The sequence below is a fragment of the Pseudomonas lactucae genome, assembly GCF_016937615.1.
In the GTDB taxonomy this organism is placed as follows: domain Bacteria; phylum Pseudomonadota; class Gammaproteobacteria; order Pseudomonadales; family Pseudomonadaceae; genus Aquipseudomonas; species Aquipseudomonas lactucae.
On record NZ_JAFHKI010000104.1, the window covers coordinates 1 to 15,441 of the forward strand.

The following is a 15,441-nucleotide window of genomic DNA, read 5'->3' on the forward strand; positions in this document are numbered from 1 at the left end:
CCCCTCCCACATTTGGTTTCCGGTTTATGCAGCTGGAACCACTTCCAGCACACAAATCATTCCAGCCTCAGGATAGTGCCAGCGCACATCCACATCCCAGAACTGCGCCCCGTATTCGCGCTCAGGCCCTGGCGTCTGATAAGCCGGCCGTGGATCCTGGGCCAGACACTGATCGATCAACTCCACCAATGGCTCTCCAAGGCGCTGAGCGTGGCCTTGTGCCTGCTGCAGCGCCGTCTTCAGCCACTGCACGGGAATCAACTGCGGCGCTCCACTGGCGATGTTGTTGGTGGCCGTGTCGATGATGTCGGCGTAGGGCACATACGGCTTGATATCCAATACCGGTGTGCCATCGAGCAAATCGATCCCGGAAATCCACAGCCGCCCCGGCTCGACCTTGTCCAGCTTGACCACTGACTGACCAATCCCGTTGGGCCGATGAGTCGCACGGGTCGCAAACACACCCATGGACGTGTTGCCGCCCAGGCGTGGCGGGCGCACTTTCAGGCGTGGTTTATCTTCCAGGGCCTGGTGGAACAGGAACAACAGCCACACGTGGCTGACCTGTTCCAGACCCTGTACCGCCTCACCCTGGTCGAACGGCGCCACCAACTCCAGCACGCCCCGGGCGGCAGGCGCCAGTTGCGGTTGGCGCGGGATGGCGAACTTCTCCTTGAAGCAGGAGCGTACGAAACCGACGGGCGAGACCTGGTAATTCATGACTTACGTGCGAACCCGCAGGGTCAGCCCCTTGAGGAAGTTGCGCAGCAACTGGTCACCACAGGTGCGGTAGTTGGTGTGGCCGAACTTGCGAAACAGCGCGCTCAGTTCCGGCTTGGACACCGGGAATTCGGCGGCCTTGAGGATGGCATGCATGTCGTCTTCCTTGAGTTCGAAGGCAACGCGCAGCTTCTTGAGGATGATGTTGTTGGTCACCGGCGTTTCGATCGGCTGCGGTGGACGGCTTTCGTCCTTGCCGCGCTTGAAGATCACCAGGCCGTCGAGAAAGTGGGCCATGACTTCGTCCGGGCAGAACACAAAGCCTTCTTCCTCGTCTTTCTTGAGGTAGGTCAGCAGGTCGTCCTTGGTCACGTCCATGCCGCCGAGCTTGATGATCTCGACCATCTTGTTGTCGCTGATGTCGAGCATGTAGCGCACGCTGCGCAGTACGTCGTTGTGAATCATGGTGAGCAATCCTGGTATTCAACGGAGGACACCGCCCTAGCAGGCGGTGTCGAGAAAAGGCAACGGCTTAGAACTTCTCTTTGCCGGACAGGTAACGCCATTGACCGACCGGCACCTTGCCGATGGACACGCCGCCGATGCGGATGCGACGAATAGCCACGACCTTCAGGCCAACGGCTTCGCAGAACAACGCGATCACGCCGGGCTGCGGGTTTTTCATTGCAAAACGCAGGCGGTTTTCGTTCTGCCAGCTGGCTTTGACCGCCGGCAACTCTTTGCCTTTGTAGGTCAGGCCGTGGTTCAGGCGGTTAAGACCGTGGGCAGCCATGTCGCCCTCGACCTCCACCACGTATTCCTGCTCGATCTTCGCGGCATCGGCGGTCAGCTTGCGCAGAGTCTTCCAGTCCTGGGTAAACACCAGCAGGCCGCTGGCCTTGGCCTGCAGGTCGGCGCTGGCGGTCAGGCGCAGGAAGTGGCCCTTGAGCGGGCGCTTGCTGAAGCGGTGCTCTTCGGACAGCGTTTCGGCGCTGATCGAGGCCATGGCCGTCTCGGCATCCACCCCCGCCGGGGCGTGCAGCAGGATAGTCACCGGCTCCGGCACGGTGGCCTTGGCGTCAGGGTCGAGTTCGACTTTCTGGGTGGTGACCTTGAACTGCGGCTCGTCGATCACTTCACCGTCCACCGAAACCCAGCCGCCTTCGATAAACAGCTCAGCCTCCCGACGGGAGCAACCGACCAGTTCGATAAGGCGTTTGGAGAGGCGTATGGGGTCAGTCATGACAAGGGCCGTAACAAAAGGGGGTGACTATTGTACCTGCCTGGCGCCGGTTAATCCCGGCTCCATTTCAGCCTGTTGGATTTTCGGGGGAGCCGGTTCGCGGGGGAATCAGCCGCTGCCTATGTGTTGCTGCTGGCGTAAACGCAGATGCAGCAACGGATAGGGCTGGCCCAGGCCGTCATGCTCGGTGCGCCCGATCACCTCGAAGCCCTGTTTGAAATAGAACCCCAGTGCCTGCGGATTTTGTTCATTCACATCCAGTTCATCGGCATTCATATGCTCGATGGCATAGCGCAGCAATTGTCGCCCCAGGCCCTGGCCTCGGTGCTGAGGGTCGATAAACAGCATCTCCACCTTGCCTGCCGCCACCCCGGCAAACCCTGTGATTTGCTGGCGCGAGTCCTTGGTGCAGATGAGCATCACCGAATCCAGGTAGCGGGTCAGCACCAGGTTTTTCAGGTGCACGATGTAGCTTTCCGGCAGAAAGTCATGGGTGGCGCGCACCGAGGCCTCCCAGATCCGCGCCAACTCGGCGTAGTCGCTGGTTTTAGGTGTATGGATAACCGAATGCTGACGCATGCCCGCTGCCCCTTGCTGTAGACGGTGCTGATGGGCGAAACGATAGACCTAAAAAAGCCCCGCATCTTGTCTGGAAGCAGGGCTTTTTCATTTCTTTACTGCCTCAGGCGCGTTTTTCAGCCCACAGGTCGTATTCGTCGGCGTCGGTCACGGTGCACCACACCTTGTCGCCCGGCTTCAAACCGCTGGCGTCGTCGATAAACACGTTACCGTCGATTTCCGGTGCGTCGAAGAAGCATCGGCCCACCGCGCCTTGCTCGTCGACCTCGTCGATCAGCACTTCGATTTCCTTGCCGATGCGCAGTTGCAGGCGCGCCGAGCTGATCGCCTGTTGGTGCGCCATGAAGCGTTCCCAACGATCTTGCTTGACGTCGTCCGGCACCACGGCCAGGTCCAGCAGGTTGGCGGGGGCGCCTTCCACTGGTGAGTATTGGAAGCAGCCGACGCGGTCCAGTTGGGCCTCGGTCAGCCAGTCCAGCAGGTACTGGAAGTCTTCTTCGGTTTCGCCAGGGAAGCCGACAATGAAGGTGGAACGAATAATCAGGTCGGGGCAGATCTCGCGCCAGTTCTTGATGCGCGCCAGGGTCTTGTCTTCGAAGGCAGGACGTTTCATGGCCTTGAGCACTTTCGGGCTGGCGTGCTGGAACGGGATGTCCAGGTACGGCAGGATCTTGCCGGCGGCCATCAGCGGGATCAGCTCGTCAACGTGCGGGTACGGGTAGACGTAGTGCAGGCGCACCCACACGCCCAGGCTGCTGAGGGCTTCGCAGAGTTCGGTCATGCGCGTTTTTACCGGCGCGCCGTTCCAGAAACCGGTGCGGTACTTCACGTCGACACCGTAGGCGCTGGTGTCCTGGGAAATTACCAACAGCTCCTTGACGCCGGATTTGACCAGGCGCTGGGCCTCGTCCAGCACATCGCCCACCGGGCGGCTGACCAGCTTGCCGCGCATCGACGGGATGATGCAGAAGCTGCAGCTGTGGTTGCAGCCTTCGGAAATCTTCAGGTACGCGTAGTGGCGTGGGGTCAGCTTGATGCCTTGCGGCGGCACCAGGTCGATCAACGGGTTGTGGTCCTGACGCGGTGGCACCACGTCGTGCACGGCATTGACCACCTGCTCGTATTGCTGCGGACCGGTCACGGCCAGCACGCTTGGGTGCACGTTGCGGATATTGCCTTCTTCCACGCCCATGCAGCCGGTCACGATGACCTTGCCGTTTTCCTTGATCGCTTCGCCGATCACTTCCAGGGACTCTGCCTTGGCCGAGTCGATAAACCCGCAGGTGTTGACCACCACCACATCGGCGTCCTGATAAGTGGACACGACGTCATAGCCTTCCATACGCAGTTGCGTGAGGATGCGCTCGGAGTCGACGAGCGCCTTCGGGCAACCCAGGGAAACAAAGCCAACCTTGGGGTTGGCTTTAGCGATGGTGGTGGACATGTCTAACCTCGGTATTGAATGACGCCGCCGGTCGTGCACGACGAGACAACGGACGGGCACTTGGAATGTGCCTCTGATCAAAAAGTGCGCAATTCTAGCGACGGGCAACGCACTTGACCAGCTTTATACAGGGAAATGCGACGAGTGCTGCGCTATGCTTCGCGCCGTTGCGCACGGGTAAAACCCTTGGGTCAATAAAACGTCTGTTACGAGAAGTAAAACAGCGCATGCTAGGGTCAGCTTAGATGCGTTGTTTATAAAAGACCGCAGGTCAAAGGGCAGGAGTGGTTGATGGGTCAGGCAAGTAGTCAGGCAGCGGGTGCCGAGCATTCAAACGCCAAGCCGATTGGCATGCTGGTGGCAGCGGTCGGGGTGGTTTACGGCGATATCGGCACCAGTCCGCTCTACACCCTCAAAGAGGTGTTCACCGGCGGTTATGGGGTTCAGGTCAATCATGATGGCGTGCTGGGAATTCTGGCGCTGATCTTCTGGTCGCTGATCTGGGTGGTGTCGATCAAGTACATGCTGTTCGTGCTGCGTGCCGACAACCAGGGCGAAGGCGGCATCATGGCCCTGACGGCGCTGGCGCGACGGGCGGCGGGGGAGCGCAAGAAGTTGCGCAGTTTCCTCGTGGTGTGTGGTCTGTGCGGTGCGGCGCTGTTCTACGGCGACAGCATGATCACCCCGGCGATTTCCGTTTTGTCGGCCGTGGAAGGCCTGGAGTTGGCGTTCGACGGTCTGGAAAAATGGGTCGTGCCGATTGCGCTGGTGGTGCTGGTGGCGTTGTTTCTGATCCAGAACACGGCAGACCGCATCGGTAAATTATTCGGACCGGTGATGGTGACCTGGTTCCTGGTGCTGGGCGGCCTGGGCATCTATGGCATCAGCCAGCATCCGGAAGTGCTCAAGGCATTGAACCCGATCTGGGCTGTACGCTTCTTCGAAGCTCACCCAGGCATTGGCGTGGCTATCCTGGGCGCCGTGGTGCTGGCACTGACCGGTGCCGAAGCGCTGTATGCCGATATGGGCCATTTTGGCCGTAAGCCCATCGCCCGTGCCTGGTTCATCCTGGTGCTGCCGGCGCTGGTGCTCAACTATTTCGGTCAGGGCGCCTTGCTGCTCGGCGATCCGGAAGCCGCGCGCAACCCGTTCTACCTGCTGGCGCCGAGCTGGGCGTTGATCCCGCTGGTGGTGCTGGCGACCCTGGCCACGGTGATTGCATCCCAGGCGGTGATTTCCGGGGCGTTCTCGTTGACGCGCCAGGCGATCCAGCTGGGTTACATCCCACGCATGCATATTCAGCACACCTCCAGCGCCGAACAGGGCCAGATCTATATCGGCGCGGTGAACTGGTCGCTGATGGTCGGTGTGATCCTGCTGGTGCTGGGCTTCGAGTCCTCCAACGCACTGGCCTCGGCCTACGGCGTGGCGGTAACCGGCACCATGCTGATGACCACTATCCTCGTCTCGGCGGTGATGCTGCTGCTATGGAAGTGGCCACCGGTGCTGGCTGTGCCGGTATTGCTCTGCTGCCTGTTGGTCGACGGGCTGTATTTTGCCGCCAACGTACCGAAAATCATCCAGGGCGGCGCCTTCCCGGTTATTGCGGGGATCGTGCTGTTCGTGTTGATGACGACCTGGAAGCGCGGCAAGCAATTGCTGGTGGAGCGTCTCGACGAAGGCGGCCTGCCGCTGCCGATTTTCATCAGCAGTATCCGCGTGCAGCCGCCCCATCGGGTGCAGGGCACGGCGGTGTTCCTCACCGCGCGGCCCGACGCCGTGCCCCATGCGCTGTTACACAACTTGCTGCATAACCAGGTACTGCATGAGCAAGTGGTGCTGTTGACGGTGGTGTACGAAGACATCCCGCGCGTGCCGGCCTCACGGCGGTTCGAGGTGGATGCCTACGGTGAAGGCTTCTTCCGTGTGATTCTGCATTTTGGTTTCACCGACGAGCCGGACGTGCCCGAAGCGCTGAAGCTGTGCCATCTGGACGATCTGGATTTCAGCCCGATGCGCACCACCTACTTCCTCAGCCGCGAAACGGTGATTACCTCGAAACTCGAAGGCATGGCGCGCTGGCGCGAAGGCTTGTTCGCGTTCATGTTGAAGAATGCCAACGGCAACCTGCGCTTTTTCAAACTCCCGGTAAACCGGGTGATCGAGCTGGGCACCCAGGTCGAAATGTAAACTGGCATTACACGGAGCCGGCAATCGGCTCCCGTTTTGTCTTCTGAACCCTGTGCAATCGAGCGTTGTCGACTAGGCTCTACTCACCGTTAGAGAGTCTTGAAGCTCGCCCACAGAACCCGGAAGAGGTGCGCCATGAGTCAGCTGCTCGAACCTTATACCTTGCGTCAATTGACCCTGCTCAACCGCATTGCGGTCTCGCCGATGTGCCAATACTCCAGCGACGATGGCCTGGCCAATGACTGGCACCTGGTACACCTCGGCAGCCGTGCCGTCGGTGGTGCCGGGCTGATTTTCACCGAAGCCACCGCCGTGGCCGCCGAAGGCCGTATCACCGCCCAGGACCTGGGACTGTGGAACGACCAACAGATCGAACCGCTGCAACGCATCACGCGTTTTATCGCCGCCCAGGGCGCGGTGGCGGGTATTCAACTGGCCCACGCCGGGCGCAAGGCCAGTACCCATCGGCCGTGGATCGGCAAGCATGGCAGCGTCAAGCCCGAGGACGGCGGCTGGGTGCCGGTAGGCCCATCGCCGATTGCCTTCGACCCGCAACACACCCCGCCCAAACCGCTGGATGAAGGGCAGATCCGGCAAGTGATCGCCGACTTTGTCGCCGCCGCCAAGCGAGCATTGACGGCGGGTTTCGAGGTGGTGGAAATCCACGCGGCTCACGGTTACCTGTTGCACCAATTTCTTTCGCCCCTCAGTAACCAGCGTCAGGACCGCTACGGCGGCTCCTTCGAGAACCGCATCCGCCTGGTGCTTGAAGTGACCCTGGCCGTGCGCGACGTCTGGCCCCAGGAGTTGCCATTGTTCGTGCGGGTGTCGGCCACCGACTGGGTGGAAGATGGCTGGAACCCCGATGAAACCGTGGAGCTCGCGCGCCGCCTCAAAGACCTGGGGGTGGACTTGATCGACGTGTCCTCCGGTGGCACCGCCGCCAATGCCGAGATCCCCACCGGCCCTGGCTACCAGACGCGCTTTGCCGAGCGTGTGCGCAAGGAGTCGGGCATCGCCACCGGCACCGTCGGCATGATCACCGAACCGGCCCAGGCCGAGCACATTCTGCGCACCTGCCAGGCCGATATCATCTTCCTGGCGCGCGAACTGCTGCGCGATCCTTACTGGCCGTTGCATGCCGACGATGATCTGGGTGGGCGCAAGGCGATCTGGCCGGCGCAGTACCAGCGAGCGACCCATCGGGACCAGCCGATTCATGAGTCTGACTTGAGGGATTGACCCTTCAGCGGTTGCGTCGAAACCCACCCTGGTCCGGTGGGTTTTTTTATGCGCGCGAGTAGGATTGGGTTGTAGGTATTTGTTACCGAAGTAATTTTTTAAGTGAATACTCTAAAAAAATCCCACACGTAACGAGATTGTTTCTACGCTTAAGGTAAGTCTGATTTCTGGCCCAGGAAGTCAGTCGGTTTGCTCGTGGCGACCTTGCGTTTCACGGGAGGCGGGTAATGGGTACCGGGAGTATTTGATCGATATCAGGAGAAGCAGTCCATGGCCAAGTCCTATGGTGTAGCGGGTGTGGTGGTGTCTTTTCTGGGCCGCAGGCTGCCCTTGCGCGGCCGCAGGTTGAGTTCGGATGAAGCCGAATTGCTGGCGCAGTACCGCACCCTGACCGAAAACGATCAGGTGGCGATGCGTTACCTGATTGGGGCGATGAAGAGTGTGTCGCGGTTTTAACGGCGCAGTTCACCTCCTGAAGGGGTTTGAGTCATCAGGAAAATCCGGATCGTCCGAAAAGTCTGGCTCGTCGAAGAAATCAAATTCGTCAAAGGCGGATAACAGATCGTCTTCCATGGCGGCACGTTCTGCCTTGAGCCAGCGTTTCAGCCCTTTTGGACTGTCTATTTCAACCAATAAGTGTTCCAGTTCGCGGACTTGATACTCAAGCTCCTCGAGCGCCAGGTTTACCTGCGATGCGCTGTTCGCCACTGTCACCGGGGTAAAAGGATCGAGATCGAATAGCCGGGCAAAATCAAAGGCGACCGCGCTGACTTCAACGACCAGCCCGTCGTATTGCTCGCTGAGCACGCGGTTGTAGTGCTTCAGTCGTTCATCCGACATTGTTTGCAGGGCTACCGGATCAAGGTGTTCGGCCTCCAGTTGCAGCTCCAGCAGTTCCAGCAGGTTACGCTCGGCGTAGGCTTTATTGGCGCGCTGCATCAATGTCGTCTTGCGTTGGCGTTCGGCTTCGTCGGTTTCGCGGTCGGGATGCAGTGCGCTGGCAAGTTTGCGATAGACCGCACGCAATGACTGGCTGGCTTGGTGCGCCTGCTCCTGATCTTTCTTTTCGCGGGCCGTGGCGTCTCTTTCCGGCTGCCGGGCTGTGTTTTGTTCTGCTCCTCCAGGCGTTCCTGCAGGTGCAATGCCAGTTCCTCGGGCGAACCGAAATCGAAGTCATCGCCGAGCTTAATGTCATAGGCCTGCTCCATGGCCTCCTTGAGGATCAGGTTTTCCCAGCGCTCATCGTCATCGAAGTCTGCACCACTGTGTTTGTTGTAGAGCGCCTTCATCTGCTCGCGATTGGTGTCATCCATCAACGAGGTCGCCAACTCACAGATAACGGTCTGCAAGGTCTGGCGATCGACTTTTGCCAGTTTGAGCCGATCACCGGCGTGGTCCAGTGCGTTCAATAGCGAAACCTGACGCTCGGCATACTGAGCGTGCAGGGGCTTGAACTCTTCATGCCAGCGTTGCTGGTACCTGGGCATGGCCGTAACCCAGGCCTGCAGCGTTTGGCGTTGCTTGTCGATTTTTTTCAACAGGCTGTTGAATTTACGCTGGGCAGAAGACAGTTTCGGCTTGTTCTTCGCCGAGATAGTGAGCTGCAAAGTGTTCGACTTAGTGGGCATGAGCTCGCCACTCATTTAATTGAAATGGGGTGAAGAGGCTACCATCCCTTAAGTCTGCGTCTATACACCGATGGATGAAATGAACCCATGGCGAGTCAGATCGCTCCCAAACAAGGGAGCGATCTGACGGATGCGCATCAGCTGTACTTGCGCAGCTCCGGCGCCGGCGGGAAGTACTGATACAGCCAGGTTTCACTGAGGGTGCGGTCCTGGGTGCGGATGAACAGGCGCAGTTCCACCGGTTCGACGCTGTCGCTGGTCGGGTACCAGTCGAACAGGATGCGATAGCCTTTGATGTTGTCCAGCACCAGCACGCTGAAGTCTTTCACTTCACCGTGGGAACAGGTCACCACCGGCTCGATCCCGGTGCCGGCGGGCAGGCGATCCAGGCCACCGCCTTTGAAGTCCACGGCGAAACGGCGCGCCCACACGTCCGGGTAATGCTCGCCCGGCGCCCAGCCTTCGGTGAAGCCGCCCATGCCTGAGCGGGTCGCGTCGACTTGCGCCAACGGTGTACTTACCGGCGGCAAGGCGCTCCAGTACAGCTTGTAGCCGTAGTTGAGCGAGTCGCCGGCCGCCACCGGTTTTTTCGGGGTCCAGAAGGCCACGATATTGTCCAGGGTTTCGCCCGTTGTCGGAATTTCCAGCAGGTCGATCGAGCCTTCGCCCCAGGCGGTGGTCGGTTCTACCCACAGGCTTGGACGCTTGCTGTACCAGTCCACGGTGTCCTGGTAGCTGGCGAATTCGTGGTCGGTCTGCACCAGGCCGAAGCCTTTCGGGTTGGTGTCGGCGAAGGCGTTGAATTGCAGCTTGGCCGGGTTGTTCAGCGGGCGGCAGATCCACTCGCCATTGCCACGCCACATCGCCAGGCGGTCCGAGTCGTGAATTTGCGGGTGGATGGTGTCGCACATCCGACGCTCATGGGTGCCACAGCTGAACATGCTGGTCATCGGTGCGATGCCCAGTTGTTCGATGGTGGTACGCGCATTGATATGCGCGTCGATGGCCATTACCACTTGGTTGGCCTGGCAGTCGATGTCGAAGCGGTAGGCGCCGGTGGCGCTCGGCGAGTCGAGCAGGGCGTAGACCACAAAACGCGTGGCGTCCTTGTCCGGGGTTTCGAACCAGAATTGCGTGAAATCGGGGAACTCTTCGCGTTTTTTCGCGTAGGTATCGATGGCCAGACCGCGTGCCGACAGGCCGTACTGGCCGGTGGAATCCACCGCGCGGAAGTAGCTGGCGCCGAGGAATGACAACACGTCGTGGCGGTCCAGTTCCGGTGCCTTGAACAGCTTGAAGCCGGAGAAACCCAGGTCGCCGGTCAGCTGTTTGGTGTCGACGGTGGTTTTTTCATAGTTGAACAGCGAAGGGCGAAAATGCACCTCACGCGCTTCGCGGGTCTTGGGATCGACGCTGTGCATGCGCACCGGCGTCTTGAAGCCCATGCCGACGTGGAAGAATTGCACGTCCAATTGGCCGTTCAGTTCTTTCCACAGCGAATGCTTGCCGTCGTAGCCGATGGCGTTGAAATTTTGCGGAGTCATGGTCGCCAGGGTCGGCGGCAGCACCTGTTTGGTGTCTTTGTACGCGGTCCCGGCGAGCTGCTTGGCCTGGGCCTTCAGCGTGTCGAAGTCGAACGCGACGGCCTTGCCGTCGGCGGCGCGGTTCCCCGCCCAAGCCTGCGCGGCGAGCAGGCCGCTGGCCGATAAACCGGTGTAAGCCGCAATGGCCATGGACGCTTTGAGCAAATTCCTGCGGTGCATAGAGACAACCTGTCGTGAGCAAATCCCGCGCCGTTCCTGGCACGTAGCGGATCAGAAATTACGGTTCGGACATGCCTTCGGCCAAACGCAACGGACATTAAACAGACGCCGGATAGCTTAAGCGGTTCGATGGGGAAGGAAAATTGATTGATGGCGGGGTGATGGCAGTGCATATGAAACAAGACGTTTCCGAGCCGGTGAATGGAACACCCTACTCAGAAATTGTGACGATCAAAATGGGGGAGGGACTTGCTCCCTCCCCCAGTGGGTTCAGTGCTTGAACATCACATGGCGAACGGTGGTGTAGTCCTCCAGCCCATACATGGACATGTCCTTGCCATACCCCGACAGTTTCTGACCGCCATGGGGCATTTCGCTGACGAGCATGAAGTGGGTATTCACCCAGGTACAGCCGTACTGCAAACGTGCGGCCAGGCGATGAGCGCGGCCGACATCGGCGGTCCATACCGACGACGCCAGGCCGTAGTCCGAATCGTTGGCCCAGCCCAGCACTTGGGCTTCATCGGTGAACCGCGTCACTGACACCACCGGCCCGAACACTTCGCGGCGTACGATCTCGTCGTCCTGCTGCGCATCGGCCAATACCGTCGGCTCAAAGAAGAACCCATTGCCTTGCACGGCCTTGCCACCGGTGACCAGGCGGATATGTGGCTGCGCCACGGCACGTTCGACAAATCCGGCGACGCGGTCGCGGTGTTGCGCGGTGATCAACGGGCCCAACTCGGTGGTCGGGTCATCCTGCAAGCCGTACTTGATGCTCGACACGGCGATGCCGAGCTTCTCGACAAAGGCATCGTAGATAGCCGCCTGGGCATAAATGCGGCACGCGGCGGTGCAGTCCTGGCCGGCGTTGTAGAAACCGAAGGTGCGGATGCCTTCCACGGCGGCGTCGATGTCCGCGTCATCGAAGATGATCACCGGGGCCTTGCCGCCCAGCTCCATGTGCATGCGCTTCACGCTGTCGGCGGTGCTGGAAATGATATTCGCGCCGGTGGCGATGGAGCCGGTCAGCGACACCATGCGCACTTTAGGGTGAGTTACCAGCGGGCTGCCCACGCTCGGCCCACGGCCGAATACCAGGTTGAGCACACCGGCCGGGAAGATTTCAGCGGCCAGTTCGACCATGCGCAGCGCCGTCAACGGGGTTTGCTCCGACGGTTTGAGCACCACGGTATTCCCGGCGGCCAGGGCCGGGGCGATTTTCCAGGCGACCATCATCAGCGGGTAGTTCCACGGTGCGATAGAGGCGATCACCCCCACCGGGTCACGACGGATCATCGACGTATGGCCCGGCAGGTATTCACCGCCCGCCGAGCCGCTCATGCAGCGGCTGGCGCCGGCAAAAAAGCGGAACACATCGGCAATCGCCGGGATTTCGTCGTTCAAGGCGGCGCTGTAGGGCTTGCCGCAATTGTCCGACTCCAGCTTGGCCAGCTCGGCGCCGTGGGCTTCGATTGCGTCCGCCAGTTTAAGCAGCAGCAATGAACGCTCCTTCGGCGCGGTTTGCGACCAGCTTTCAAAGGCCGCATCGGCGGCACGCACGGCGGCGTCGACCTGGGCTTCGCTGGCTTCATGGATTTCCACCAGCACGCGGCCCAATGACGGGTTGAAGATGGCCTGGGCCGGGCCTTCGCCTTGTACCAGTTGGCCGTTGATCAGCAGTTTGGTTTGCATGGTTCAGCTCTCCTCAAACTAATGTTATTTCCCTGAAGGAACCGGCTTCAAATGTGGGAGGGTTCTTCAGTGAATTTATTTATTTACCGCCACTACCCGCCACGCTTTCCCCGCCACGCGTCAGGTAATAGGCCCCCAGAATCGGGACCATCGTTACCAGCATCACCAGCATCGCCACCACGTTGGTCACCGGTACATCCCGTGGGCGGCTGAGCTGGTTGAGCAGCCATAGCGGTAAGGTGCGCTCGTGGCCGGCGGTGAAGGTGGTGACGATGATTTCGTCGAACGACAGCGCAAAGGCGAGCATGCCGCCGGCCAGCAGCGCCGAGCCCAGGTTGGGCATGATGATGTAGCGAAACGTCTGCCAGCCGTCGGCACCCAGGTCCATCGAGGCTTCGATCAGGCTGTGGGAGGTGCGGCGCAAACGCGCGATGACGTTGTTGTAGACGATCACCACACAGAAGGTCGCATGGCCGACGATGATGGTGAACATCCCAGGCTCGATGCCCAGCGTCTTGAACGTCGCCAGCAAGGCGATACCGGTGATGATCCCCGGCAGCGCAATCGGCAGGATCAGCATCAGCGACACGCCTTGCTTGCCGAAAAACTCGCGGCGGTACAACGCCGCCGAGGCCAGCGTGCCGAGCACCATGGCAATCAAGGTGGCAATGGCGGCGATCTGCAGCGACAGCTTGATCGCTTCCAGCACGTCAGGCCGGGCAAAGGCCACACTGAACCACTTCAGGGTGAAGCCCTGGGGCGGAAAGCTGAACGCCGCTTCTTCGGTGTTGAAGGCGTAGAGGAAGATGATCAGGATCGGGAAGTGCAGAAACACCAGGCCGCCCCAGGCGGCGATCCTCAAGCCTAATGTTGATTTCTCAGAGTGCATCGAAGGCCCCCAGGCGTTTGACGATGGACAGGTACACCGCGATCAGCACGATGGGCACCAGGGTGAACGCCGCGGCCATGGGCATATTGCCGATGGCGCCTTGCTGGGCGTAGACCATGCCGCCGACAAAATAGCCCGGCGGGCCTACCAGTTGCGGCACGATGAAGTCGCCGAGGGTCAGCGAGAAAGTGAAGATGGAACCTGCGGCAATCCCCGGCACCGACAGCGGCAGAATCACCTGCATGAAGGTCTGGCGTGGCTTGGCACCCAAGTCAGCGGACGCCTGCAGCAGCGACGGCGGCAGACGCTCCAGCGATGCCTGGATCGGCAGGATCATGAACGGCAGCCAGATATAGACGAACACCATGAAGCGCCCCAGGTGCGAGGTGCTCAAGGTGCTGCCGCCCACGCCGGGAATGCCCAGCACAAACTGCAGCACCGGCTCCAGGCCCAGGTGTTGCACGAACCATTGCGCCACGCCGCCCTTGGCCAACAACAAGGTCCAGGCATATGCCTTGACGATGTAGCTGGCCCACATCGGCATCATCACGGCGATATAGAAAAACGCCTTGGTCTTGCCCGTGGTGTAGCGCGCCATGTAGTAGGCGATGGGGAAGGCCACGATGGCACTGGCGATCGACACCACGATCGCCATGCTCAAGGTGCGCAGGATGATGTCGAAGTTCGACGGCTGGAATAGCGCGGCGAAGTTGGCCAGGGTCAGGTCCGGTGTGACCGCCATGGTGAAGTCGTCGAACGTGTAGAAGCCTTGCCACAACAGGGTCAGCAACGAACCCAGATAGATCGCGCCGAACCAGATCAACGGCGGTATCAGCAACATCGCCAGGTAGAGGTTGGGCTTGCGGTAGAGCAGGTTGGAAAGCCTGCGCATCGCCGGTTGTCGAGAAACGGCCAGGCTCATGTCACACCTCGCCTGCGCTGTCGGCCAGCGGGGTCATGGCTTCCCGTGCCCAGCGTGCGCTGATGGCCTGGCCGACCTGATAGCCGCTGCTGGTGTCCAGCCATTGGTTGTTGGCCTGGCTGATGGTTCAGGGCCTGGCCATTTTCAAGGGTCAGTTCGTAGCGTGTGGCGCTGCCCTGGTATTGGATGTCGTGCAGCAAACCGCTGACTTCCACCTCGCCGGTCCCCAGCGGGCCGTCGGCAAACCGCACGTGTTCCGGGCGGATCGAGAACGCTTGCGCACTGCCGCTCAGCAACTGGGCCAGCTCGCCGCGAATCACGTTGGAGGTGCCGACAAACTCCGCCACGAACGCGGTGGCCGGTTTCATATAGAGGTTGCGCGGGGTGTCGACCTGTTCGATGCGGCCCTTGTTGAATACCGCCACGCGGTCGGACATCGACAGTGCTTCGGTCTGGTCGTGGGTCACGAAGATAAACGTGATGCCCAATTGCCGTTGCAGCTTTTTCAGCTCGCTTTGCATCTGTTCGCGCAGCTTGAGGTCGAGGGCGCCCAACGGTTCGTCAAGCAGCAACACCCGCGGACGATTGACCAGCGCGCGGGCCAGGGCTACGCGTTGGCGTTGGCCGCCGGAGAGTTGCACCGGTTTGCGCTCGCCATAGCCGCCCAGGGCCACCATGGCCAAGGTTTCTTCGGCACGGCTCAGGCGCTCGGCCTTGCCCACGCCTTTGACTTTGAGGCCGTAGGCAACGTTGTCGCGCACGTTCATGTGAGGGAACAGCGCGTAATCCTGGAACACGGTGTTGACGTCACGCTGATAGGGCGGCAAGCCGGCGGCTTCCTCGCCATGAATACGGATCGAGCCCGCGCTCGGCTGCTCGAAGCCTGCAATCAGGCGCAGGCAAGTGGTCTTGCCCGAGCCCGACGGGCCGAGCATGGAAAAGAACTCGCCGTCCTGAATATCGATGGAAACCCGGTCAACCGCCTTCACTTCGCCGAACTGACGGGAGACATGGGTGAATTGGACTGCAAGCGTCATGGTGCGGTGCTCCGAAAAGGCGCGGACCGTCGCAGCGGCCCGGCCTGGACTTCTGAAAAAAATCTGTAAAGGCAGTGAATGTGGGAGGG

The 15,441-nt window shown here is 60.5% G+C and carries 15 protein-coding genes; 3 read left to right on the top strand and 12 right to left on the bottom strand.

What is annotated here, in order from left to right; genetic code table 11:
• Positions 1 to 24: 24 nt before the first annotated feature.
• From tsaA to rimO, 5 genes are all read right to left on the bottom strand, one after another.
• Positions 25 to 720 (bottom strand): tRNA (N6-threonylcarbamoyladenosine(37)-N6)-methyltransferase TrmO, encoded by a 696-nt coding sequence (gene tsaA, locus JWR98_RS19490; protein WP_078823467.1) that lies wholly within the window; start codon positions 718 to 720, stop codon positions 25 to 27.
• Between the two features lie 3 nt (positions 721 to 723).
• Positions 724 to 1,185, bottom strand: a complete 462-nt coding sequence (locus JWR98_RS19495; protein ID WP_003172180.1) for a YehS family protein — start codon at positions 1,183 to 1,185, stop codon at positions 724 to 726.
• Between the two features lie 67 nt (positions 1,186 to 1,252).
• Positions 1,253 to 1,963 (bottom strand): rRNA pseudouridine synthase, encoded by a 711-nt coding sequence (locus JWR98_RS19500; RefSeq protein WP_205490962.1) that lies wholly within the window; start codon positions 1,961 to 1,963, stop codon positions 1,253 to 1,255.
• 108 nt (positions 1,964 to 2,071) lie between these two features.
• Positions 2,072 to 2,542: a GNAT family N-acetyltransferase gene (locus JWR98_RS19505; RefSeq protein ID WP_078731813.1), complete on the bottom strand. Its 471-nt coding sequence runs from the start codon at positions 2,540 to 2,542 to the stop codon at positions 2,072 to 2,074.
• Positions 2,543 to 2,645: 103 nt separating this feature from the next.
• On the bottom strand, positions 2,646 to 3,986 hold the full coding sequence (gene rimO / locus JWR98_RS19510) for a 30S ribosomal protein S12 methylthiotransferase RimO (RefSeq protein ID WP_078731814.1): 1,341 nt from the start codon (positions 3,984 to 3,986) through the stop codon (positions 2,646 to 2,648).
• A gap of 291 nt (positions 3,987 to 4,277) precedes the next feature.
• On the opposite strand from rimO, the gene JWR98_RS19515 reads away from it, so the two are divergent.
• The 3 genes from JWR98_RS19515 (at position 4,278) to JWR98_RS19525 (ending at position 7,874) form a co-directional block, all read left to right on the top strand.
• The gene (locus JWR98_RS19515; RefSeq protein WP_205490964.1) at positions 4,278 to 6,176 is read left to right on the top strand and encodes a potassium transporter Kup; all 1,899 of its coding nucleotides are present in this window, start codon (positions 4,278 to 4,280) and stop codon (positions 6,174 to 6,176) included.
• 135 nt (positions 6,177 to 6,311) lie between these two features.
• Positions 6,312 to 7,418 (top strand): NADH:flavin oxidoreductase/NADH oxidase, encoded by a 1,107-nt coding sequence (locus JWR98_RS19520; RefSeq protein WP_078731816.1) that lies wholly within the window; start codon positions 6,312 to 6,314, stop codon positions 7,416 to 7,418.
• A 270-nt stretch (positions 7,419 to 7,688) separates the two neighbouring features.
• Positions 7,689 to 7,874, top strand: a complete 186-nt coding sequence (locus tag JWR98_RS19525; protein ID WP_003172188.1) for a hypothetical protein — start codon at positions 7,689 to 7,691, stop codon at positions 7,872 to 7,874.
• Between the two features lie 9 nt (positions 7,875 to 7,883).
• Here the strand turns inward: JWR98_RS19525 and JWR98_RS19530 are convergent, their stop codons facing one another.
• The 7 genes from JWR98_RS19530 to JWR98_RS19560 form a co-directional block, all read right to left on the bottom strand.
• Positions 7,884 to 8,357, bottom strand: coding sequence for a hypothetical protein (locus tag JWR98_RS19530; RefSeq protein ID WP_205490965.1), 474 nt, complete (start codon positions 8,355 to 8,357; stop codon positions 7,884 to 7,886).
• Positions 8,357 to 9,046: a hypothetical protein gene (locus tag JWR98_RS19535; RefSeq protein ID WP_205490967.1), complete on the bottom strand. Its 690-nt coding sequence runs from the start codon at positions 9,044 to 9,046 to the stop codon at positions 8,357 to 8,359. Before JWR98_RS19535 ends, JWR98_RS19530 begins: the two co-directional genes overlap by 1 nt.
• 137 nt (positions 9,047 to 9,183) lie before the next feature.
• A complete protein-coding gene (locus tag JWR98_RS19540; RefSeq protein ID WP_205490969.1) occupies positions 9,184 to 10,809 on the bottom strand; it encodes a glucan biosynthesis protein D in 1,626 nt (541 codons plus the stop codon).
• Positions 10,810 to 11,079: 270 nt separating this feature from the next.
• Positions 11,080 to 12,504: a gamma-aminobutyraldehyde dehydrogenase gene (locus JWR98_RS19545; RefSeq protein WP_205490972.1), complete on the bottom strand. Its 1,425-nt coding sequence runs from the start codon at positions 12,502 to 12,504 to the stop codon at positions 11,080 to 11,082.
• Positions 12,505 to 12,583: 79 nt separating this feature from the next.
• On the bottom strand, positions 12,584 to 13,393 hold the full coding sequence (locus JWR98_RS19550) for an ABC transporter permease (RefSeq protein ID WP_205490974.1): 810 nt from the start codon (positions 13,391 to 13,393) through the stop codon (positions 12,584 to 12,586).
• Positions 13,383 to 14,315, bottom strand: a complete 933-nt coding sequence (locus JWR98_RS19555) for an ABC transporter permease (protein ID WP_078823475.1) — start codon at positions 14,313 to 14,315, stop codon at positions 13,383 to 13,385. The genes JWR98_RS19550 and JWR98_RS19555 overlap by 11 nt, the downstream gene beginning before the upstream one ends.
• Positions 14,312 to 15,352, bottom strand: a complete 1,041-nt coding sequence (locus JWR98_RS19560) for an ABC transporter ATP-binding protein (protein ID WP_225908788.1) — start codon at positions 15,350 to 15,352, stop codon at positions 14,312 to 14,314. The genes JWR98_RS19555 and JWR98_RS19560 overlap by 4 nt, the downstream gene beginning before the upstream one ends.
• Positions 15,353 to 15,441: the final 89 nt, after the last annotated feature.